The sequence below is a fragment of the Desulfosarcina ovata subsp. ovata genome, from assembly GCF_009689005.1.
Lineage (GTDB): Bacteria > Desulfobacterota > Desulfobacteria > Desulfobacterales > Desulfosarcinaceae > Desulfosarcina > Desulfosarcina ovata.
Genome location: NZ_AP021879.1, coordinates 2,030,512 through 2,053,658, shown reverse-complemented (window position 1 = coordinate 2,053,658; position 23,147 = coordinate 2,030,512). Strand labels below are relative to the sequence as shown.

Genomic DNA, 23,147 nt, shown 5'->3' with positions numbered 1-23,147 from the left:
TAGCCCCGTGACCGTTTACAGCACGGATATTTCAATTTCGGTCTTGCAAACTCAATTACCGGTGCAAACATTAGCAAATCAAAAAAGATTGTTGTGGAGGTAAACGAAAACGTTCCTTATTGCTTTGGCGGCTATTATGAAACAATTCATATCTCAATGGTTGATAAGATTGTTGAAGGTAAAAATAATCCCCTCATTGAGATTCCCAAAGCGAAAGCATCACCTGTTGATATTAAAATAGCTAAACAAATATTGACCACTATAGAGGACGGTTCTTGTTTACAGTTAGGAATTGGCACTTTGCCAAATCTGATTGGTGAAATGATATCGAAAAGTGATTTAAAGGATCTCTCCATACACACCGAGATGTTGGTCGATGCATGTGTTGACATGTATGAATCAGGTAAAGTTACAGGTATACATAAAAAGGTTGATCGTTTAAAAATGAGCTATACTTTTGCTCTTGGTACTATAAAACTATATGATTTTTTGCATATGAACCCAACTTGTGCTTCATTTCCAGTTCATTATATTAATGATCCAGATAGAATCTGCAAGAATCCAAAAGTCGTAGCAATAAATAATGCCATTGAAATTGACCTTTTTTCTCAAGTCTGTTCCGAGTCAGTCGGCTACCGACATATTTCTGGAACCGGCGGACAGCTCGATTTTATTTTAGGTGCTTTTAAATCCACAGGGGGTAAGGGGATTATTTCGCTAAGTTCGACCTATACGGATAAAGATGGGAATATATGCTCAAGGATTGTGCCCACCCTCAAGCCGGGCGCAATTGTTACGGTTCCTAGAAGTATCGTTCAATATGTTGTCACGGAATATGGTATTGTACAGCTAAAAGGAAAGTCAACGTGGGAAAGAGCAGAGGAACTGATTAACATTTCACATCCCAATTTTAGGGAGGAATTGATAAAGGAAGCGGAAAAAATGAATATTTGGGTAAAATCAAATAAGAAGGACAACTATTGATTTTCCATTACCTTTGATACGATCAATCCATCCCAAAAGGGCCTGGTACTTGGGCAGACAGCGGTATTTCAACCCGTCACCACCAACCGGTATCGTGTTGACCCCACCCAGTTTGAATTTCAAACCTTCCGCGCCGATCCCCGCTGGCTGCCCATGGTCATTTTGATACAGCAGCACAAAACCAATCAACTGGCCGTTTATTTTTGTAGCAAGCCACTTGTATATTGGTACTTCTCCTCAATTTTTCGAAGCGTTCCGTTTGCAATGATTTTTTTGAGCCCTTCATTAAATGCTTCAATTCTGCTTTCATACCCTGAAATCTTCTTCGAAAATATAACATGGGTTGTGTTCCTCTTTAAGGGAGGAGGCAAAGGTACAATGTCCCCTTTATATTCCGGATAATAATTTTTAATTAGAGCCTGATTCAAAGCCACAGACAGAGCCATTATGTCAATACGCTCCGAATACAGCATTTTTATAAGCTGTATGGGTTCGCTGACAAAAGTTTTTTGTAGATAATCTGCCGAATCAAATTCAGGGCTTATGGTCCATCCCATAGATACACCGATCAGATAAGGCTGCAAAGTCTGCAGGTCGCCATTATAATAAACCGCTTTGCCTTTCTTTTTAAAAAGCATTGTGTCCACATAAAGATAAGTATCTGAAAATCCATATATTTCAGACCGTTCTTTCGTATGCCAGGCAGTATACGCTGCATCATGCCTTCCTTCCCGGACTTCAATCAAACACCTTTTCCAAGGTCTGTATTTATATTGAATTTTATAGCCGGCGTGATCAAATGCTGCTGTTATGATTTCTTCTTGGAATAGCAGCCGATCTTCTGATTCAGATGCGTATTTCTGAGCTACAAGGATAAGCGGCTTTTCGTCAGCCATTCCGCTGGTTCCCAGCGACACTGCAAAAAGAAATATAAATAAAGAATATTTATAATACCTCATAGCATCACCCAAGTTGATTTGTTTGTATGCGGTACTTTTCCATTGTTTTCAATGTGTATCAATTGCGGTTTTAAGAGTTTCGTATTCAGCTCCATCTGATTGGGCCTATTTGGGATTATTATTTTCGTCCAACACGTGGCGGATTTTTTGGGAAAGTTCCGATAAATTGAATGGTTTTTGGATAAATCCATTGCACCCCCGTTGAATGATTTCTTGTTCCTGACCACCAAGGGGGTATCCGCTGGAAAGAATCACCCGCGTCCCTGGTCGGATTTCGCGGATTTGCTTGAATAGATCCATCCCGCTGATGTCTGGCATGATCATGTCAAGGATCACCAGATTAATGGTCGGGCCTATCCTGCTGATGATTTCAACAGCTTCCTGACCATTTCCTGCCGTAATAGCACGATATCCCAATTTTTCCAGTAATTCCTGGCAAATTTTCAGAATCGGTTTTTCATCATCGACTAAAAGAACCGTTTCAGACCCTTTGAGGGTTTCTCCGTATAGAGTGGTTTTCTGGACAACTGCCTTATTGGATAGTGGCAGGTAGAGATTGAAGGTTGCCCCATGTCCGGGTTCACTGTATGCGGTAATTATTCCGCTGTGATTCTTGATGGTTCTATAGGCTGAAGCCAGGCCCAAGCCCGTCCCCTGGTTTTTTTGCTTGGTGGTAAAAAACGGTTCGAAGATTCGGCTCAGGGTTTTTCTATCCATGCCCATGCCGGTATCCGTGACTGACACTTGAGCATAGTCTCCCGGTTCCAGTTGATGCGGCGCGCAGAATTCGTTATCCAAAACTGAGATGGTCGTTTTTAGATAAAGCTCTCCGCCATTGGGCATGGCATGCCAGGCATTCACAAATAGGTTGAGAAGAACCTGTTCGATCTGTCTTTGATCCGATTCCACGGTGATATCTTTTTCATCAATGGTGGTGTGGATACGGATCTCTTTTTTGGTACGGCCAAACATTTTGGCGGTTTTAACCACCAATGCATTGAGGTCGGTCGGTTTGACCTCACACTTTCCGTCTCGGGCAAATACCAACAACTGTTTAGTCAATTCGCGCGCGCTGCGGATGTAGTCATCAATGGCCTGCAGGTGCTCATGGTGGGGATTGGATGGATCTAAGTCCATGGCAATCAATGACGATCGCCCCTGAATGCCCATCAAGAGATTGTTAAAATCGTGGGCAACGCCTCCGGCAAGCGTGCCGATTGAACTCATCCGTTCTGCACTCTGCAGCTGGGCCTGGAGTTGTTTTCTTGCACTGATGTCTCGAATCACGCCATGGGTACCGAGATACTGCTTCCTACCATTGCACTTGGCTTCCTGGTACAATCCCATGGACTTTAGCTCTACCGGTACCAACTCGGCTCTTCTTGATTCCGGCAAACCGTTTCCGTTAACCATCAGGCGCAGTTCTATACCGGAAGTTGCCCGATTCCCCCGACGCCTTTCGTTGAAGTGCCAGGTAGCCTTTTTAAGATCCGCTTTGCAAACGATCGTCGAATAGTGTTTGCCGATCAAATCCTCAGGCTTGAAGCCCAGCAGATGTTCCACAGCATCGCTCAGGAAAGTGAAATTTCCGTCTACGTCCAATGTGTAAATCATCTCGTCACTGTTTTGTACCAGGTAGCGGTATTTTTCTTCGGAAAGGTTCAGCGCCTTAGATCTGTCCATTTATGTCACCGCATTTCTATTGGGTATGAGGTTTCATAAAAAACAATCCAAAAAATCCCTTTTTGATTTTTCCTGTCGAAAGCATTTGATGAAGATTACAGAGCCATCGGTGTTTTGTATTTTGTCCATTCGAATCAAAGCTTGAATGGAATCCTTCAAGTGTGTTTGGCAGGCTTCGTATTTGTGGTCGCTTAAAATTCATTATCTATGCAAAAAATTATATTTTTCTATTAAATATAATTTATAAATTTTGTTCAATTAATATATAAAATATTAATCGGCGAAACCAAACAATAGTCAATACGAATTAAATATCAGAAGATTATTGGGTTTTACCTGTCATTTTTAAAATGTGCGGTTAAAAATTAGATCACCAGGGAGTTTAGAAAGGAAAACAAATTTTGTTTTTTATTTTTTATGCCAAGTTTTTTACGGATATTGTTTCTATGAAATGAAATCGTTGCGATGGACACATTCAACAGCCCGGCAATTTCCTTGCTTCTTTTGCCCTGCTTAATCAATTCGATGATGTGAATTTCCGTGGTTGTAAAATTTTGTTCCAGCCCCAGCATATGATATGGATTTGAATAGGAGATCTCTTCAAGTTTGCTTTCGATGATTGCCAAATAAGTCCGGGCGGCTGAACTCATTTGCTCGGTTTTCATTTTATCCACGAATGGGAAAATACTCTTTTTAAAATCAGATAGAATTTTTTCACAAATATCTATTTTTTCCTTATTATTCTGCTCGATCAGGGCATCAAGAGCGTCACTTATATTTTTTAACCTGATTTCCATTGCATCTCTGTTTTCCAAGGCGTTGCTGGTCATTTTTTGGATCTTTATCTCGATAACAACAATATATATCTCAAGATTTTTTTTAGGATTCCATTACAGATACGCTATCGTTGGTTGATTTAGGGGCCATGATGTATTGCGTCTGTACCCTGGAATGTCGGATACAGCTTTCTTACACAATCTGGGCAGATTCCATGTGAGAAGTCGGCTTTGGTTCGGTCGTGCAGAAAAGATTCAATCTGTACCCAATTTCCATTTTTCTCTCTGATTTTTTTACAATTTGCACAGATGGGAATAAATCCGCTCAATGCTTTTTCAAGGGCCTCGGCGAGTTGACTCTGGAGATCCCGTTGTGATTCCAAGATCTGTTTGAATTGAGTGACATCCAGCAGTGACGCCACACTCTGATTTGTTCCGGGAATGAGATCAACGGTCACATAAACATCCCGGATCGTTTTTTTGCGGGTGAGGAGTTTGAACTCATAGCTTTTAGGTTTTTTTTTTAGTTTCCGGCGTTGCGATTGGTAATTCTCAACCTTTGCCCAATCGGAAGGATCCACGAAATCTATGATGGACATGCGGTCTTCGATATTTGCTCTTTCAAACCCGGTAAGTCTTTCGAAGTTTCGGTTCAGCAACATTATTTTTTTGTTATCATCAATTATTATCATTGCCGTTCCGGTTGTTTCAAAGATCGTTTGGTATATTTTTTCCGATGCTGAAAGGGCACCTTTGACAGAAGTCAGCTGTTCACTCAGCGCAACGGTGATAATGGAAATGACAAAAAACATTATCGTTCTGAGGCTGTCGTTTATCGTCAAGGAGTACTTCCCAAACAGATGCTGGCTGAGCATCAGGAGCAGACCTAAAATTACGGTGACGATCAAGCCCCGCTTTTTCCACCAAATGCACGCCATAATGATGGGAACATAGAAAAAGTGCGTATAAAGAACTCCAGTTTCAAGAAAATTCTTGAAGACGTAGGTGAGAATGCAGGCGGTGAAAAGCAATCCCAGCATGAGTGAAAACCGTGATCTTGATCCGTCCAGCAAGAGCTCATCCCTTTTGTAGAAATCCAGTTTTTATCGCCCTACCTTATAAAGCACCATTCATGCCATTAATGGCAACTACCAATAACTATGAGTTATCATTTATTAAACATGCGAGGTACAAAATACCTCAAGAAATTCAGTGGGCTTGCTAAAAAGAGAGTGGCAAGGTTTTGTTTTACAACTTGTAAAATAACTTGACACCTGCTGATCAATGACAGCCAAACTCTGGCTGATGCGCACCCCAATATCTCATTTTTGAATGAGTTTAAATTGGTTATATCTCATTTTGTTTGTCACTGAAAGTCTTTTCAAACGGTTTATATATTAAAATATTGCGAGCAAAATGAGAGGTGTTATCCTAATATTTACAAGACACTCGTTATCGAAATTGTAGAAGTACTTCCGCGTAATAAAGCTCTCGGACCTGACCTGGAATCTTATAGTACAAATGGGCGCGGAAGTACAAACCGACGCGTGGACTGGCTACGATAATTTCAACGAGTTCGTATTCCGGTTTGACCCGGTATTTGGACAATCTGAAAGCAGTTTCCTCGATCGTCGGCCACACAAACACCGTCACAACCATCCGGATTTGCCATTATGCAAACATGAATATGATGCATGCAACGATTGCCAAAGTGCCCACCATCGACAGTCCAGTTGATAATTCTGGTAATTCAAAGTATTATCATCCAAACGCAGGCGCAAACCTGCGCCAATCAAGGGGTGAGAAAGACAGATAACCCCAGAAAGGCCGTTTCTTGACGTTTACCCATTTGATTCCGTTCCTGGCCGGCTTGTTGCTGCTTTACTATGGTGCCGGTTGGCTGGTCCAGGGGGCTTCCTTGCTGGCCCGCAGCCTGGGGCTGGCCCCCATGGTGATCGGACTTACCGTGGTGGCTTTCGGTACTTCGGCCCCCGAACTGGTGGTCAGCATGGTTTCCGCCTTCAAGGGCAAGAGCATGATCGCCCTGGGCAATGTGGTGGGCAGCAACATCTGTAACATTGCCCTGGTATTGGGGCTGACAGCGGTATTTCAACCCGTCACCACCAGCCGTATTGTAATCACCCGGGATATCCCGCTGATGCTGGGCGTTTCCGCTTTTCTGATGCTGCTTTCGTTGAATTCGATGATCGGTCGGTTTGAAGGAATGCTTCTTTTGGGTGGGATCATTGCCTACACCGTGTTCAACTACAAAGTGGGCTTACGAATTGATCGAACCGGTGCCGGCGTGACCGATCCGGCTGCCCCGGACCTTGTGGCCCATGGCCAGGTGCGGAAGCGGTGGGTCCAGTACCTGATGGCGGCCGGTGGCATCGCTGCCGTCGTTGTGGGGGCGGATCTTTTGGTGGATGCGGCGGTGGGCATGATGACCGCCCTGGGTGTTAATGAGAAATTTGTTGGTCTGACCGTGGTGGCTTTCGGGACCTCGGTTCCGGAGCTGGCCACATCGGTGGTGGCGGCCATGAAAAAGGAGATGGACATCTCCCTGGGCAATCTGGTGGGCAGCAATGTCTTCAACCTGCTCAGCGTCGTCGGCGCCTCGGCCATGATCCGACCGATTTCGATTCCCGGCGGGTTTGTTCACAGCGGCCTGGTGATCGATTACCTGGTGATGATGGCTATCAGCGCGCTGCCCTGGATACTGATGAGACGGGACTTGACAATTACCCGCAGAAAAGGTCTGATCCTGTTTGGATGTTATGCGATCTATGTGATGTTCCTTATCTTAAAATCCTGAATCTGACGGTTTTATATGCCGCCTCACATTTTCAAAGCGTTTCATTTCAAGCGGCCATGGCATTTGTAAGTGTGCCGGTGCTTTCCTGTGGATGCCACTGCGGGGCTTAAAAAATTATCCGAATCAGATTCTCAGGAGGTCACTTATGGGACCTGCAACAGATGCTGAATCCGTCGTTCCCCTGGTCATGGTGGTGGATGACGATGACGATATCCGGGATATCCTTTACTACGGCATCACCCATGCCGGGTGCGCGTGTCTCACCGCAGACAGTGGCGAATCCGCCCTGAAACTGCTTGAGGCCGAACCTGTCGAGGTGGTTATTTCCGATATCCAGATGGTGGGCATGACCGGCCTGGAACTGTGCCGCCAGATCAAGGAACATTATGAGGCCGATGTGATCATCATTACCGGTCTGGTTAACAACTTTGCCTATGAGGAGATCATCGCCGACGGGGCCAGCGATTTCATCGAGAAGCCCATCCGATTGGCGGAGATCGTGGCCCGGCTCAAGCGGGTGCTCAATGAACGCAAGGTCCGCGGCCAACTCAAGGCCACTGCCAAAGAACTCAGGAACAATGTCGTCCGTTTCCGCAACGCCATGGAAGGCTTTGTGCAAGCCATTTCGCTGACCGTGGAGATGCGCGATCCCTATACGGCCGGACATCAGAACCGGGTGGCCGATTTGGCCAGCGCCATGGGCCGCAAAATGGGGCTCTCCGAGGATCGCATCTATGGCTTGAAGATGGCCTCAGTGATTCACGACTTGGGGAAAATTACCATTCCCGGTGAGATTCTTTGCAAGCCGGGCCGGCTCAGCGAGCCCGAGTACGCCATGATTAAAACCCATGTGCAATCCGGTTACGAGATCCTCAGTAAAATTGATTTCCCCTGGACATTGGCGGAAATCGTTCTGCAGCACCATGAACGGATCGATGGTTCCGGCTATCCCAACGGTTTGTCGGGCGAACAGATTCTTTTGGAGGCCAGGATCCTGGCTGTGGCCGATGTGTTCGAGACCATCGGCTCCCACCGCCCCTATCGTCCATCCCTGGGCATTAAAAAAGCCATGAGCGAGTTGACCGAAAACAGTGGCCGCCTTTATGACCCCGATGTGGTCGAGGCCTGCCTGTGGCTGGTGGCGGAGACCGGCTTTGCGTTCAAGGATGCGTCCGGTGAGCCTGCCGTGGTCAATACGCAGATGCAGTCGTTGTAAAGTAAAGCGATCAATATCGTAATTTAAGCACCCCTGGCAGGACTCTGAAATCGAACCGGTCGCTGGTCCAGCCGACCTCCCCGTCGACCTGCAGGGTCAAGGGGGTGTCCAGTCTCAGATAAAATGAGTGCCCGCAGCGATATCGGCCTACCCGGTTGCCGATGCTGAATCCGGTGATCAGTCCCGCCAACGCCCCGGCCAGGCCCGAGTCGATGGCCTGGATGTGCAGGCGGCCATCATCCCAGCGTGCCCGGGGTACCGCCTTGAGCCCCATGCCGAAATAGGGCTGTTTGACCACCATCAGGCTGAGCAGGTGGTCGATACGCTTATGCCGTCCGTCGATGGTCAGCTGCCCGCCGGTGGGGCGATAATCCCTGAAATATGCCGTCACACCGGCTGCCATGTGCGCCTTCAACCCCCGATATCCCCGAGCACGGAACTGCTCGTAGCGCCGGATGGCCGCACCGTCGATACCCAGGGATGTCATGAACGCCTTTTGGCGGACATCACACCCGGTGCCGCAGTCGATCAGGTCCAGGCGGTGATCCCGTCCGCCTATGATGCCGGCCGCGATCTGCAGAAGGTTTTTCCCATACCCCAGGGCGTGGGTCAGGGCGTTGCCGGTGCCAAACGGCAGAAAGGCCAGCGTCGTGGTGGCCAGGTCGACGGCGTTGAGCATCAGGGAAAATGTACCGTCTCCGCCGGCCACCACCAGCACATCGCATTTCTGTGCGGCTTCCCGGGCGCATTGGGCCAGTTCCCGGGCACTGCCCGTATCCAGTCCCCGAACCGTTGCCTTCATCATCCGGGACACCTGTTGCAGCCGCGCGTAGCGCCGGTTTGCGGAAAGCTTGCCGGACGCGGGATTGGCAATCATACAATAGTGCGGGGGCGGGCTCATCTTGCTTCTCCGATGACTTTCATTACTTCCCTACAAAACAGCCGCTTTCACGTTGATCGGTAAAGGAGAAATTGTTAGCTTGGCGTTAGCGAACGATTAGAAAATCGTTAGATCGTTGCCTTTGGAGACAAACCGGTTTGCCCATGTTTTGACGGGCACCCGGTAAAACGCCAACGATATGAAGACGGTGAACCGATACCATGGCCACATTGCGACATTCCCTAAAAAAGCCGATTTTTCTTTTTCTCGTGATCATCGGGATCGGAGGGTTCTGGCTGCCCCAGGCCTTTGATGCCTCATCACCGGCGGCCAAAACGCCCCACCAGGTTCACATCGCCTTCGGTTTCCACGCCAACCTGTACCACTCTTTTAGGGGCGATACCAACGATGAAAACGGATTCGGACAGGATATCCGTGTGATCCGGCACATTTTGGGCACGCTGGACCGCTTCAACCGCGATGGTGTCCCGGTGCGGGCGGTCTGGGATTTTGACAGCCTTTTTTCCCTGGAGGAAATCCTGCCGGCCCACGCCCCGGACATTATTCGCGATGTGCAGCGCCGGGTGGCACAAAACAACGACGATGTGATGCTGATGTCCTACAACAACGGCCTCATGTCGGCCATGACCGACGTCGAGTTCATGACCTCCATGGCGCGGGCCATCAGCAACGACAAGGGCAGCGGGGTGCGTGATCTTTTCGGCCGGGTGGCGCCGGTGGTGCGTCCCCAGGAGATGATGACCACGCCGGGCAATTTTTCGCGCTACAAGGCGCTGGGTATCGATTGCGTCTCCCTTTACTACAGTGCCACGCCATTTGATGCCTTTAGAGCCTTTTCCCGGGAGCTCTCCCCGACGGAGGCCCATAACCCGGTCACTTACCGTAACCCGCGCAGCGGCGAAGCGATCGATGTCCTGCCCACCTATCACGCCGGTGACCTGGTGGAGAATGTCAGCCTCAGGGAATGGGCGGAGCGGCTGCACCGTCTGCAGGACGACGGCAAGATCGACCGGGATGTGCTGATCTTCATCAATTTCGATGCCGACGCCGAATTCTGGTCGGGCACGGACCTGCCCTGGTACCTGAAATGGCTGCCCAATACCGGTGGACTGGCACAGCTGATCGATTCGGTGGCTGATCTCGATTTTGTCACCTTCAGCAACGTTACCGATTACCTGGCCACCCATCCCCCGGCCGGTACCGTGCGGTTCAGCCAGGACACGGCCGACGGCAGTTTCAACGGTTACCACTCCTGGGCCGAGAAAGCCTATGCATCGGATTACTGGACCCGCATTGTGCGCAACCGCCGGTCCCACCGGACCGCCCGCAGGGTGTTTGCCATTGGCGATGCCAAGCCTGTCACCGCCAGCCTCAACGACTTGCTGCGCGGGTCCTTCGAAACCCGCCTGCGGGCGCTCTCGACGACCAATTTCGGGCTGGCCAGCCCCTTTCTCAGCCGGCAACGGGAAACGGCCATGGCCGCCTTGCTCGACCGCCTGGACTGGTACAGTGACCAGATCGACCGCCGTGTCACCGATCGTGTCCGTGAACTGACCGATGGCGTTGTGCCGACGGTCCTGCCGGCAAGCGGTGGACGTCTGGTGGATACCTTCGTTGCCATTGAACCGGCTGACGGCGGCGACCGCCATCTCACCTTCCGCCTGCCGGCGGCGGATTCGGGCGGCAGGCACTACAGCATTGCCGACACCCATGGAAGCCTCATTGCCGCCACCCTTGAGAAAAGCGACCCATCCGCAGACGGACGGACGGCCACCCTTACCGTACGGGTGGCCGGAGAAGAGACCATGCCCGATGGGGTCTACTTTCTGTTTCGCGATGATGCTCCGTTGCCTGCCGGGACTGCGCGGACGGTGTCGGCCACGCCGCGCAGACTCGAAAACGAATTCATCCGCGTGGAACTGGATAAAACCGGTCATGTCACCCGGGTGACCCACAACGGCAGGGTACAACTGGATGCCGGCAGCCTGGTTCCGGTCGTCGTCTACCAGGGCCGGCGGCTGAGTCCTGCAAAACTGTCGGTCGAGGTCGAGAAGAGCGGTGCTTCCGGTGTGGCCAGCCTGCGTATCCATGGCGGCTGGGACGGGCCCGACGGGAGAACCCGGGCGCCGGGGTGGGTTGACTACCGGTTGCGGCTTATGGCGGGAGTGCCGTATCTGTTCATCGAGGGAACGGTGCGTTATCCAGATACGTTTCGGGATACGCTGACCCAGGCGGACCGGCCGATAATGGCCCGAAAAATCGACGCCGGCTGGGAGGCGGTGGCACCGGTGGAACTGCGATTTTCGGCACGGGCCAGCAACGCCCACCCCTTTTTCATCCACAAGCGCAACTTCCTGGGCCAGGAGGACGCCTATGCCGTGGATTATTACCGCCACGCCCCTGAAAACCGGAACGTGGCCGACATCAACAACCACATCACCGCGGAATATGCCGGGGTAACGACCGGTGGCCGCGGAATGGCCGTGGCCATGAACACCGCGGTGAATGCCAACTTCGCCTTCTGTCCGTTTACCATGGCGTATCTGCCCGAAACCGATGAATTCCGTATCCGGGCCAATCCCTTCGGTACTTATTATGGCCGCCAGATTTTGCCGCCAACCCGTGGAAACCGCCTGGGCTACGAAGCGGTGCGGCTCTCGGCTCCCCAGTTGCACAGTTCCGGTCCCACCTACAACGGGTACCGCGACCGTTTCGACCTGATGGTCGCTTTTTTTAACGGGGACAGTCTGCCCGATCCGTTGAAGCGGGATTTGATCGCCTTTGCGCGCCGGCCGGTCATCATCGGAAAGCTTGCCCCGGCCCATCTGTCGCCCCGTGACGACACGCTGCTGCCACCGGCCGGTTTTCTGGCCATGCCTTCCGGAAACGGCGTGGTTTTCCATTGGGAATCCGCGGGTGTGCCCGGTACGCAATATCGGATTCGCTACCATGCCGCCGATTCTGCGGAAATTAAGACCGTTTGTACAGCGGCCCATCCCCTCCTTGTGGCTGCCGGCGATTTTCCCACCCCCGAAACCGCTTATGTGGCCACCATCCAGGCGGAGTATCCCGACGGGCTCAGATCCCCTCCCTCACGGGAAATCCGTTTCCGCATGGCGCCACCGGCCGATTCCACCCTGGAGATCCCCAAGGATTTCATGGCCAAGGTGCTCTGGGCGAATATGACGGCGTGGATCCGGTAAACCGAATCGATTCCCCGTTCCCAACGAAAACACTCCTCCAAACAAACCCCTAATAGTCGACAGGTAGGAAACAAAGCCATCCAAAAACCGGAATTTTTCAGACCATCTGAAAAGAGGGGGGGGGAGAATGGCTGTTTCCAGATCCATCGATGATGCCGGAGACGCGGATCAACCCAGCCGATGCCCGGCTTGCGGGGCCGATGCCTACTACCGCTACGGAAAAACCGCAAACGGCAAGGCGCGTCGGATATGCCTGTTGTGCCAGCGGCAATATACGATCGACGGCGCCCGCCGCGAGCGGCCGGACCGGCCGGTATGCCCGCTCTGCGGCGAACCCATGCATGTGTATCGGCGCCAGGCGGGGTTTACCCGCTACCGCTGCCGGAATTATCCGGCGTGCAGGAGTTATGTGAAGGTGGCGGATGAAAAGGGGGGCTGATCCCCCGTTGCGGTATCCGCCGACAGGGAGTGGCGGATGTGACGGATTATGCCGCCGTCACATGGCGGAGGGGAATTTTTCGGGGCCCGGTGTACAGGATTCCAGCTTTGCCACCTCACCGTTCAACTGTTCGATCAGTTGAAGGTGCGAGCGGATTTTTTCCCGATAGTAGTTCGCCGCACACGCTTCAACCGGTTTGTGCCCGTCGATATAATCGACCAGCAGCGGATATTGCCGTCTGAAGCCCTTATCAAAACGGGCGACTTTGGCTCGTATTAATTCCGCTTTTTTTGATGCCTCTGTTTCAGATGTTTTTTTCATGCGTTTTCCCATCTTTCTGTTTGCAATCCGAGCACGCCTGCACGAATGATTTTTCAACCTCGACTCCGTCGATAAACACCATTTTACGGCTGGTTTTGTCGTTATGGTACTGGCTGATATAACGACCATTGATGCGGTGGTCTTTTACAAATTCGATACTCATGACAATTCCCCTTTCTGTTGCCCGGCGATTCCTGCCGGCTAAAACAGGACCTCGCCGGAGAGGGAGATTCGTTATATTCGGTTGTGCCGTACAGGATCATGTTCCGGTGGTCCGCACACGCCACCACAAACAGTCCTGCTTACCAGGATGTGCCAAGCTGATCCAGCTTGAGGGCATTCGGCAATGGGAGAATAGAAAATTGCTTCCCGGACTTAGAAAAAAACGACCCTGAAGGGAGCCACCGAATGGATTATTCCGATTACAGCAAAATAACCCTATCATACATTTGTGCAATAATCCACCCCCTTGTTGATGAAGTCCGGAACCTGCCGCCGGGAGATGACGCCACCGTCTGAAGATTGAAAAATCCGCTTGCTTTCGTAAGGAGATTGGTGTTGGTGTGGTGAGGCGTGGCGATACCCCCGGCCTGGCGGCGATGCCTGCCTGCCGGCCGGAGGCGGCTTCTTAAAAGAAAGAAATTGGGCAAAATGATTGTGCGACCGATTGGCGTGGTCGATTCGGGTTTGGGAGGGCTTTCGGTCTGGCAGACGTTGGTTCGGCACCTGCCGGAGGAAAGCTATCTTTACTTTGGCGATAGCGGATACTGTCCTTACGGCTCCAGGACGGTCGACGATATATTGCGTCGCGTCACCCGCATCGTCGATTTTTTGGTTGAAAAGGAATGCAAAATCGTCGTTGTGGCCTGCAATGCCATCACCGCGGCCTCCATTGACGTTCTGAGAAAAAATTATCCGGTTCCGTTCGTCGGCATGGAACCGGCCATCAAACCCGCATCCATCCATACACGAACCGGGGTGGTCGGTGTCCTGGCAACCGAACGGACGTTGAAAGGCAAACCCTTTTCCGATACCCGATCGAAATATGCGGCAAACGTCCAGGTGATTGAAAAAGCCGCCAACGGCTTGGTCGAAAAGGTCGAATCACTGGATTTCGATAGTGATTCGACCATGCAGCTGCTCAACCGGTATATCCAGCCCATGCTTGCTGAGAACATCGACCATCTCGTTCTGGGATGTACCCATTATCCATTTCTGCAGGCATCGATCCGGAAGATCGTCGGTGATGGGGTTACTGTCGTCAACCCTGCGCCAGCCGTTGCTCAGCGGACATCTGTTGTTTTGGGGGAGCGGAAGCTCAGGCATGCCACCGGTGAACCCGCCGGACGATCCATTTTCTACACGACCGGTGATACCGAAAAAATGAAACATATGCTATTATCAATCGAAGCGGCCGATTGTGAGGTGCTGCCCATCTCCCTTTGAGACACTATTCAACACCGGTAGCGGGGGCTTAGGCGGAACGTTTCAAACAGCCTTTTAGGAGTGTCGATGCAAGAGCAATTTGATCGGCTCAAGCGCTATAAAAAACCCTTGCTGTTGATTCTGTCATTTGCGTTGGTGCTGCTGATCGGTTGGCTGCGTTTTCTGACGGGTCCTGAGTTTGCCTTTTCGTTTCTTTATCTGGTCCCGATCGTTATCACCAGCTGGATGGCAGGCCGGCAATGGGGCGTACTGATCTCTGCGGTGAGTGCATTTTCCTGGTTGCTGGCCGATATTTGCATGTCCGATCAGTTTTCACAGTCTTATATTCCCATCGTCAATGAGACCTTTCGTCTGACCGTGTTCCTGTTTATCGTTTTTATCATCGCCAGAAACAAGCAGATCCTGGAGAACCAGCAGGAACTGGCCACCCTTGATCCGTTGACCGGAGCGGCCAACCGTCGGGCGTTTTTCAACCTGGCGCGGACGGAAATCGATCGCTCACGCCGTTACGGCCATCCGTTTTCGGTGATGGTCATTGACATTGACGATTTCAAGCAGGTCAACGATACTTTTGGCCATCACGTTGGCGACCGGCTGCTGTCGACGGTGGTCGAAACCATCAAGAACCATGTCCGCGCCATCGATATTGTTGCCCGGTTCGGCGGCGATGAATTCGTTATCCTTCTGGTCAGGACCGATGAACGTTCCGCTTCCCTGGTTGCGCGAAAATTACAGACACAGCTTCTGAACAATATGCGGGGAAAAGGATGGACGGTGACCTTTAGCATGGGGCTGGCGACCTATCATTCCGTTCCTGAGAGTGTGGATGAAACCGTCCGGGCCGCCGATCAGTTGATGTACCAGATCAAGCACAATGGTAAGAATGGTATCAAGCATGCGGTATTGAAGATGTAACTTTTGTGAGCGCATCGCGGGTTAAGGATCGTCGAAAATGAGACTTGCCGTTCTGCCGTACCGATGGCCCCGTTTTGCGATCCGTGTTCGACTGGCAAAAGACGTAAACCGGAGCGTCGGTCCAATGAAGCGAATCCAACGGAAGATTGGCACAAGGCGTTTGATCGCCTTCATTTTTCTTGTCATCCTGATTTTCAGCGGCCTGCCGACGGGCAGTTCGCTGGCCGCTACAGAACTCCTTAATATTGGCGTTCTTGCCATCCGGGGGCCTGAGCAGTGTCTGGCCAGTTGGGCGCCGACGGCGGAATATCTCACTTCCCGGATTCCCGGACAGACCTTTGCCATGATTCCGCTGACCCATAACCAGATTTACGCGGCCGTGCAGAACGGTGACGTCGATTTTATCCTTGCCAATTCGACATTCTATGTGGGGCTGGAATACTGGTATCGTGCCAATCGCATCGTTACGTTGAAGGAACGGCGGGCCAGCGGCGTCTATACCCGCTATGGCGGTGTCATTTTTTGCCGCCGGGAGCGTACCGACATCCGCAACCTGAAGGACCTTGTCGGCAAATCCTTCATGGCGGTGTCGGAATCCTCCTTGGGCGGGTGGCTGATGGCCTGGCGGGAGTTCAAGGAAAACGGGATTGATCCCTTCCGCGATTTCAAGCCCCTGCAGTTTGATGAAACCCACGATCAGGTCGTTTACGCGGTGCGCGATCGCCGGGTCGATGCGGGCACGGTGCGAACCAATACCCTTGAGGACCTCAGCGCCGAGGGAAAAATCGATCTGGATGACTTTTATGTGTTTCCGCGGATGCACGGCGAGATCGGGCCCATCCCTTATCTGGGGACCACCCGGGAGTATCCGGCCTGGCCCATGGCCAAGGTTAGGCATACGCCCGACGCATTGGCTGAAAAAGTGGCCGTGGCCCTTCTTGAAATGCCGCCGGATTCTCCGGCAGCCGTGGCTGCCGGCGGCGCGGGATGGACCATTCCCCTGAATTATCAGCCAGTTCACGACTGCCTCAAAATCCTGAAGGTGGGACCTTATAAAAACTTGGGGAAAGTTTCTTTTGCGGACGTGCTTAAAAGTTATGGGTACTGGCTCTTTTTCGGCTGCGCGGCATTCAGCATCCTGTTCGCTTTCAGCGTCGTGATCCTCAAGCTCAACCGCAAGATCAGATTTTCTAACGTCCGTTTGCAGGTGGAAATGGACCTGCGCCGGAAGCGCGACCGGGAATTGGAGAAGGCCAAAGAAATGGCCGAAACCGCCACCCAGGCCAAAAGTGAATTTCTAGCCAATATGAGCCATGAAATTCGCACACCCATGAATGGAGTGATTGCCGCAACCGATCTGGCCTTGGGTGAAGAGGTTTCCCCGAAAATCGAGCAGTACCTCAATATCATCCAGAGTTCGGCCTATTCGTTGTTGGGGATCATCAACGATATCCTGGATTTTTCCAAGATCGAGGCCGGCAAGTTCGATCTCAAGGAGCGAACCTTCCGGATCAGTACCGTCTTTGACCGGGTGATGGAGTTGTTTGTCAACCGGGCTGCCGAAAAGGGAATCGAACTGCTCCTGGACATCGACCCCGGTACCCCCAAAGAGATCATCGGTGATCCTCTGCGGTTGCAGCAGATCCTGACCAATCTGGTCAGCAACGCCATCAAATTCACCGATTCGGGCGGTGCGATTCTGCTGTCGGTCAAGGCCCCTGAAGGGGCAGGCGGGAAAACAGTGACGCTGGCCTTTTCCGTAAAAGACACTGGTACCGGGATCGCACCGGAATACCTCCCGCTGCTTTTCGAACCGTTCAGCCAGGCCGATACCTCCTCGACACGCAAATACGAGGGGACCGGCCTGGGGCTGAGTATCTGCAAACAGCTGGTCACCCTCATGAACGGAGAAATCGGGGTGGAGAGCCGGATAGGGGAGGGCAGCACCTTCTTTTTCACGGTGCGGCTGCGTCAGCCGCCGACCCGGAGCGAGTTCGCCCTGATGGTGCCGCCCGATATTCAGGGCCTCAACATCCTTGTGGTCGATGATTTGGCCGATAGTCGCACGATCATGCGCAAAATGCTGGAGTCGCTGGGGTTCAGGGTCGAAACCCTGGCTTCCGGCGGTGATGCCGTGAATCGCCTGAAAGACAACATGATGCGCAACAATCCCATCGATCTGATCATGATGGACTGGCGCATGCCTGAAATGGACGGTATCCAAGCTTCCAGAAAAATTCGGGGTGAACTCAAACTGAGCGTTCCCATTATCATGATGACGGCTTTCGGCAAGGAAGCCCAGCGCATCGAGGCGGAGAAAGCCGGCATCAACGGATTTTTGATCAAACCGATTTATCCGTCGACCCTTTTTGATGCCATCATGGACGGTTTTGGCAAACAGGGGCCCAAGGAGCTGAGACCCAAAAAGCATTTCACGACCCGCGCGTCAATTTACCGTGCGCCCTTGAAAGGCCTGCATCTGCTGGTAGCCGAAGACAATCCCACCAACCAGCAGGTGGCCAGGGCGATCCTGGAAGGGGCCGGTATTGTGGTGACCATCGTGGGCAATGGTGAAGCGGCCATCGACGCGGTTCGCCGCCAATCCTTCGATGCCGTGCTGATGGATATTCAGATGCCCCGCATGAACGGGTACGAAGCCACTCGGCAGATCCGGCTGCTTCCCCGGGGAGCGGACCTGCCCATTGTTGCCATGACTGCCCATGCCATGAAGGGGGACGAGGAGAAATGTCTGGAGGCGGGCATGGACGGTTACATCGCCAAGCCGGTCAATCAGGACCGTCTGTTCCATACACTCTGGCGGCTGCTTCGTTCCCGCAAGGGGGCGGACGGTTGGACGGACGCCGAAGAAGCGGAATCCCTGGCCGCCGGGCAGGGGGATGGTGATGATGAGCGCCCAGCGGACACTCCGGCTCCGTCTCCCGAAGCGCCCCCGTCGCTTCCGGACTGGCTGCCGGGACTCGATATCCGGTCCGCCCTGGACACGCTCAGCATCGATCGCGAAACATTGGCGCGTATCCTGACCGGTTTTCTTGCCGACAACCGCGAGACCGCCCATCAACTGCGTGCGGCGCTGGCCGATGTTGATATGCCGGGCATGCGGCAGCTGGCCCATAGCATCAAGGGCAGCGCCGCGAACATCGGTGCCACCGAATTGAGCCAGGCCGCCTTTGCCCTGGAATCGGTCTGCCGTGACGAAACGGACGGGGAACCCGATCCTTTACGGCTGGAAGGATTGGTTGCCAGCGTGGCGGCCGCCCTGGGCCGGGTGCTCCAATCCATTGAATCCCTGGCCACCGCCCCGTCCTCTGAAGAAAATGGGCTGCCGGCTGCGGAGAAAGACGATCTTCCCCTGGACGGGCTGCTGACCCAACTGACGGCGGCTATTGACCAGGCCGACCCGGAACAGGTAATGAAAACCATGACCGCCCTCAAACGACAGGCGGTCCGGTGCAACCAAATCGATGCATCCATTTTCAAAACGCTCGAAGATCAGGTCAGTCGATACGATTACGACCAGGCTCTGGAAACTGTGCAAAAGATCAACCGGATTAAGGGAAACCCATGAATGCGCCTCGACCGTTGGTTCTGATTGTTGATGACAATGCGACGAATATCGATCTGCTGGTGAACACGTTAAAATCCGAGTATCGTCTGGGGATTGCCAAAAATGGTTCCAACGCCCTGGCGTATGTGGCCAAACATCGGCCCGATCTTGTCCTGCTGGACATCATGATGCCGGAAATGGACGGTTATGAGGTGTGCCGGCGCATGAAGGCCGATCCTCAGACCGCCGCTATCCCGGTCATCTTTATCACTGCGATGAGTGAAACGGTGAACAAAACCACCGGGTTCGAGCTGGGCGCGGTGGACTATATCACCAAACCCTTCCACGCGGCGGAAGTTAAAGCCAGGATTCGCACGCATCTGTCAATGGAGGAGATGCGTCTTCGGCTGGCCTCCCAGAACGAGATCCTGGAACAGCAGGTGGCCAGCAAAACCGCCGAAATCCGGGATATGTTGAATGCCAGCATTCAGAGCATGGCCCTGATGGTGGAAATCCGTGACCCATACACCGCCGGTCACCAGCAGCGTGTGTCGCAGCTGGCCTGTGCCATTGCCGAGCGGATGGGGCTTGCCGCCGAGACCATCGAGGGGATTCGGATTGCCGGCCTGCTTCACGATGTGGGCAAGATCCGCATTCCCGTTTCCATTCTCAGCCGGGCCGGCCGGCTGCTGGACGCCGAGCATGAAATGCTCAAGATCCATCCCCAGGTCAGCTTCGACATCCTTAAGGCAATTCCATTCCCCTGGCCCGTGGCCCAGATGGTGCTGCAGCACCACGAACGGCTGGATGGCTCGGGCTATCCCCAGGGGCTTTCCGGCGATGGGATCCTGCCCGAGGCGAAAATCCTGGCTGTGGCCGATGTTACCGAAGCCAACAGTTCGTTTAGGCCCTACCGGCCGGCCAACGGGATCAAGGCGGCCCTTGACCGCCTGACCCAGCAGAAAGGCACGCGTTACGATGCCCAGGCGGTGGTGGCCTGTGTGGAATTGTTTGACGACGGCGGATTTGCATTCGATTATGGTGCTAACGGCAATGGTAATGGTGATTTCCGATGAAAGCCCACCCGTTTTAAGGCATTGAGAAACCTATTCCCCGCTCTCGCTGATATTGCCGATGGGTCCGGCGGTCAGTACCGGTTCGGCCTTGATGTCCCTGGCATCGATCATCTGGACCAATCGCTGCAGCGAACTTAAAATCATCGATTGTTCCCAGTCTCTTAATTTGTCGAACTGGTTGAGAAACGATTCCTGAATGGGCGGAGGGGCCTGATCTAACAACGCCTGGCAGGCCGTTGTGGGCTGAATCACCACCCGGCGTCTGTCAATGTCGCTTTTGGTTTTGGTGACCAGACCCCGTTTCTCCAACCGGTCGGTGATTCCGGTGACCGTCGCCTGGCTCAGACTGACCGATGCGGCAATCTCGCCTGACGACATCTCCCCCTCCCGAGCCAGTTCGCGCAGGATGATCAACTGCGGCCCGGTGAGCCCGAAGTGCTTTGACAGATACCGGGAGTGAAGATCAATGGCCCGGATCAGCCGTCTGAGCGCGATCAACACTTCGTCGCTGACATTGGCATTGGCCCGGGCGGATGCTTCCATCTCTTTCGCTTTCATGGTGCGGCGCCTGTTTAACGGTGCGGCGGATAACATTTTATGGATGGGCACTATCTATAAATTTGCCGGTCGGTCGTGTCAATGCCTTCGGCGGATATTTCTCACGGTATGGGGCCGGACGATGCAGCCGACGGTTCAACGGGCCTGAGGGTACATAATTGCGACTTCCAGGTGGGATATCCCATGATGGGTTCCCGGCTTTCGGCGCGGCAGTCGGTGAGCAGGTTGCAATTCCCGTCTCCGTGCCAGCCGTGGGGCACCATGACCAGGCCTTCGGCAATGCGGTCGTCCACCCGGGCGTGCATGCGCGCCTGACCGCGGTCGGTTTCAATGACCACCTCCTGGCCATGGGTGATGTTGTAGCGGGCGGCCGTCTGGGGGGCGATTTCGGCCACGGCAAAGGGACGGTGCCGGCGCAGGCCGTCGATGTGGTGCATCTGGCTGGCGGTGTAAAACAGGTCCCGCTGGCCGGTGGAGAGGATCAGGGGATACGTTTCGCCCAATTCCTTCCAGCGTTTTCCCTGGGGGCTTTTTTGCGGTTCGATGTAGGTCGGCAGCGGATCGAAGCCCACATCGGCCAGGGCCTGGCTGTAGATCTCGATTTTGCCTGACGGCGTGCGCCACATGTCGTCGGTGGTCTCGTAAGCCTTTTCCTGATAGAAATCGCCTTCCGGTTTTTTGTGATGCAGGTAGTCGAAATCCAGCTCACAGGGCTGCAGCAGGTCCTTGACCAGTTCCTTTTCCGTCGGCCAGGGAAAGACCTCCCGCATGTTCATGCGCTCGCAGAGCCCTTTGTACATGTCGAGCACGCTGCGGCACTCGCCCACCGGTTCGATGGCCTGCTCGCGGATTATCAGGTAGGGCAGGCAGTGGCAGACATTGTAGTTGTAGGCGATGCTCCAGCCCTCCAGGTGGCTGGTGGCCGGCAGGATGTAATCGGCCAGGGCCGTGGTGTCGGTCATGAACTGCTCGTAGACCACCAGTAGGGGCAGGCGCCTGAAGGCGGCTTTGAACGCATTGGCGTCGGGCATGGTCACCACGGGGTTGCCGCCCAGGACAATGAATCCCTTGAGTTTGTCGGGGATGCTTTCCGGCACCATGGAGACAATGCCGTAAGGGCTGGTGCGACCCCACAATTCGTAAAACAGGGGATACTTGTCGGTGCCCAGCGGCTGGCCGCCACCTTCGGTCGACAGGAAAATGTTCTTGAGGGACAGGCGCGGACTGAGCACCCACCCGCCGGGAACGTTGATTCCGCCGACGATGGTCTGCAGGATCGCGATGGCGCGGTTGGTCTGCGTGCCGTTGGCCTGCTGGTCCTGGGTGCAGGTGCCCTGGTAGATCGCGGCTCCCCGGGTGGTGGCGAACAGACGAGCCAGCTTGCGGATGTCGTCTGCCGGAATCCAGGTGATTTTCTCGGCCCATTCGGGCGTATAGGGCTGCACATGGGGCACCAACTGATCGAATCCCATGGTCCAGCGGTCGATAAACGCTTTGTCGTAGAGATTTTCGTTGATGATCACATGCATCATGGCCAGGGCCAGAGCGCCGTCCGTACCGGGCCGGATCTTCAGATACATTTCGGCCTTGTCGGCCAGCTTGATCCGTTTGGGGTCGATGACCACGATCTTGGCGCCCCGGCGAAGGTTCTTGGTGATCGCCAGGCGCAGGGGAAAATCCGACTCGTTGGGATTGTGCCCCCAGAGAACGTAGAGCCTGGAGTTGAGTTCTTCCACCGGATATTTGCCGAAGGTGATCTGCCGGCAGCGGATGCGCATGCGGTAGCAGATGCTCTCCACCGAAAAGTAGTTGGGCGACCCATAGGCGGCGCGGAAGCGGTGGGTCAGGGCGACCATCTCAAAGTTCTCCACCCCCACCGATCCGCAGAAGAAACCCAGGGCCTCGGGTCCGTATTTGGCCTTGATATCGTTCAGCTTGGCGGCGATTTCATCCAGGGCCTGGTCCCATGAGATTGGCTTGAACCCGGTACCGTCTTTTTTCAGGGGGTGGCGCAGGCGGCTGGGGTGGTAGATATGATCGATGGTGGCACGCCCCTTGGGGCACAGATAGCCTTTGTTCAACGGGTGAGACTGCTGGCCCTGGACGTTGACGACCTTGCCGTCGGCAACGTCCACCTCGATGCCACAACTGTGATAGCATAGAACGCAACCGCTATAGGTTTTTTTTGTATTCGATTGTGTCATTTCAAGGGCCTCCTTTCGCCTGACGGTCGGGCCGACCTTCATCATGATCGACCGCTGGACTCGTTCGACGTGATGTGACTCATTTT

At 53.3% G+C, this 23,147-nt stretch carries 18 protein-coding genes and 1 pseudogene; 10 read left to right on the top strand and 9 right to left on the bottom strand.

Going from position 1 to position 23,147, the window contains the following annotated elements; translation table 11 throughout:
• Positions 1–30: 30 nt before the first annotated feature.
• A pseudogene (locus tag GN112_RS34830) lies at positions 31–174 on the top strand (4-hydroxybutyrate CoA-transferase); the annotation flags it as partial.
• Positions 157–984, top strand: coding sequence for an acetyl-CoA hydrolase/transferase family protein (locus GN112_RS34825; RefSeq protein ID WP_331457561.1), 828 nt, complete (start codon positions 157–159; stop codon positions 982–984). The pseudogene GN112_RS34830 and the gene GN112_RS34825, both read left to right, overlap by 18 nt.
• 197 nt (positions 985–1,181) lie before the next feature.
• Here the strand turns inward: GN112_RS34825 and GN112_RS09340 are convergent, their stop codons facing one another.
• From GN112_RS09340 to GN112_RS09325, 4 genes are all read right to left on the bottom strand, one after another.
• Entirely contained in the window at positions 1,182–1,880 is a 699-nt protein-coding gene (locus GN112_RS09340; protein WP_162458858.1) for a substrate-binding periplasmic protein, read from the bottom strand.
• Positions 1,881–2,048: 168 nt separating this feature from the next.
• Positions 2,049–3,626 (bottom strand): hybrid sensor histidine kinase/response regulator, encoded by a 1,578-nt coding sequence (locus GN112_RS09335; RefSeq protein ID WP_155309962.1) that lies wholly within the window; start codon positions 3,624–3,626, stop codon positions 2,049–2,051.
• A 365-nt stretch (positions 3,627–3,991) separates the two neighbouring features.
• Positions 3,992–4,456 (bottom strand): helix-turn-helix transcriptional regulator, encoded by a 465-nt coding sequence (locus GN112_RS09330; protein ID WP_155309961.1) that lies wholly within the window; start codon positions 4,454–4,456, stop codon positions 3,992–3,994.
• 86 nt (positions 4,457–4,542) lie between these two features.
• Positions 4,543–5,475, bottom strand: a complete 933-nt coding sequence (locus tag GN112_RS09325; RefSeq protein WP_155309960.1) for a PAS domain S-box protein — start codon at positions 5,473–5,475, stop codon at positions 4,543–4,545.
• 761 nt (positions 5,476–6,236) lie between these two features.
• Between GN112_RS09325 and GN112_RS09320 the strand changes: the two genes are divergently transcribed.
• Together GN112_RS09320 and GN112_RS09315 are read left to right on the top strand one after the other, a co-directional pair.
• Positions 6,237–7,217 carry a calcium/sodium antiporter gene (locus GN112_RS09320; RefSeq protein WP_155309959.1) on the top strand — a complete coding sequence of 327 codons (981 nt, stop codon included), beginning with the start codon at positions 6,237–6,239 and terminating at the stop codon, positions 7,215–7,217.
• A gap of 145 nt (positions 7,218–7,362) precedes the next feature.
• Positions 7,363–8,433 (top strand): HD-GYP domain-containing protein, encoded by a 1,071-nt coding sequence (locus tag GN112_RS09315; RefSeq protein ID WP_162458857.1) that lies wholly within the window; start codon positions 7,363–7,365, stop codon positions 8,431–8,433.
• 10 nt (positions 8,434–8,443) lie between these two features.
• Here the strand turns inward: GN112_RS09315 and GN112_RS09310 are convergent, their stop codons facing one another.
• Complete coding sequence (locus GN112_RS09310) at positions 8,444–9,334, bottom strand: diacylglycerol/lipid kinase family protein (RefSeq protein WP_155309957.1); 891 nt, start codon at positions 9,332–9,334, stop codon at positions 8,444–8,446.
• A 200-nt stretch (positions 9,335–9,534) separates the two neighbouring features.
• Between GN112_RS09310 and GN112_RS09305 the strand changes: the two genes are divergently transcribed.
• Together GN112_RS09305 and GN112_RS09300 are read left to right on the top strand one after the other, a co-directional pair.
• Positions 9,535–12,537, top strand: a complete 3,003-nt coding sequence (locus GN112_RS09305; protein WP_155309956.1) for a hypothetical protein — start codon at positions 9,535–9,537, stop codon at positions 12,535–12,537.
• Positions 12,538–12,664: 127 nt separating this feature from the next.
• Positions 12,665–12,976, top strand: coding sequence for an IS1/IS1595 family N-terminal zinc-binding domain-containing protein (locus GN112_RS09300; protein WP_155309955.1), 312 nt, complete (start codon positions 12,665–12,667; stop codon positions 12,974–12,976).
• A gap of 57 nt (positions 12,977–13,033) precedes the next feature.
• Here the strand turns inward: GN112_RS09300 and GN112_RS09295 are convergent, their stop codons facing one another.
• On the bottom strand, positions 13,034–13,297 hold the full coding sequence (locus GN112_RS09295) for a hypothetical protein (RefSeq protein WP_155309954.1): 264 nt from the start codon (positions 13,295–13,297) through the stop codon (positions 13,034–13,036).
• Positions 13,281–13,460 carry a hypothetical protein gene (locus tag GN112_RS09290; protein ID WP_155309953.1) on the bottom strand — a complete coding sequence of 60 codons (180 nt, stop codon included), beginning with the start codon at positions 13,458–13,460 and terminating at the stop codon, positions 13,281–13,283. The genes GN112_RS09295 and GN112_RS09290 overlap by 17 nt, the downstream gene beginning before the upstream one ends.
• Before the next feature lie 488 nt (positions 13,461–13,948).
• Between GN112_RS09290 and murI the strand changes: the two genes are divergently transcribed.
• The 4 genes from murI to GN112_RS09270 all read left to right on the top strand — a co-directional run bounded on the left by murI (position 13,949) and on the right by GN112_RS09270 (position 20,299).
• The gene (murI, locus tag GN112_RS09285; RefSeq protein WP_155309952.1) at positions 13,949–14,743 is read left to right on the top strand and encodes a glutamate racemase; all 795 of its coding nucleotides are present in this window, start codon (positions 13,949–13,951) and stop codon (positions 14,741–14,743) included.
• Positions 14,744–14,809: 66 nt separating this feature from the next.
• On the top strand, positions 14,810–15,658 hold the full coding sequence (locus tag GN112_RS09280; RefSeq protein ID WP_155309951.1) for a GGDEF domain-containing protein: 849 nt from the start codon (positions 14,810–14,812) through the stop codon (positions 15,656–15,658).
• Positions 15,659–15,782: 124 nt separating this feature from the next.
• A complete protein-coding gene (locus tag GN112_RS09275; protein ID WP_162458856.1) occupies positions 15,783–19,244 on the top strand; it encodes a response regulator in 3,462 nt (1,153 codons plus the stop codon).
• The gene (locus GN112_RS09270; RefSeq protein WP_155309949.1) at positions 19,241–20,299 is read left to right on the top strand and encodes an HD-GYP domain-containing protein; all 1,059 of its coding nucleotides are present in this window, start codon (positions 19,241–19,243) and stop codon (positions 20,297–20,299) included. The genes GN112_RS09275 and GN112_RS09270 overlap by 4 nt, the downstream gene beginning before the upstream one ends.
• A gap of 30 nt (positions 20,300–20,329) precedes the next feature.
• Here GN112_RS09270 and GN112_RS09265 read toward each other — a convergent pair whose 3' ends face one another.
• A complete protein-coding gene (locus GN112_RS09265) occupies positions 20,330–20,857 on the bottom strand; it encodes a MarR family winged helix-turn-helix transcriptional regulator (RefSeq protein WP_231714118.1) in 528 nt (175 codons plus the stop codon).
• Between the two features lie 101 nt (positions 20,858–20,958).
• Positions 20,959–23,061 (bottom strand): molybdopterin-containing oxidoreductase family protein, encoded by a 2,103-nt coding sequence (locus GN112_RS09260; protein WP_155309948.1) that lies wholly within the window; start codon positions 23,059–23,061, stop codon positions 20,959–20,961.
• Positions 23,062–23,147: the final 86 nt, after the last annotated feature.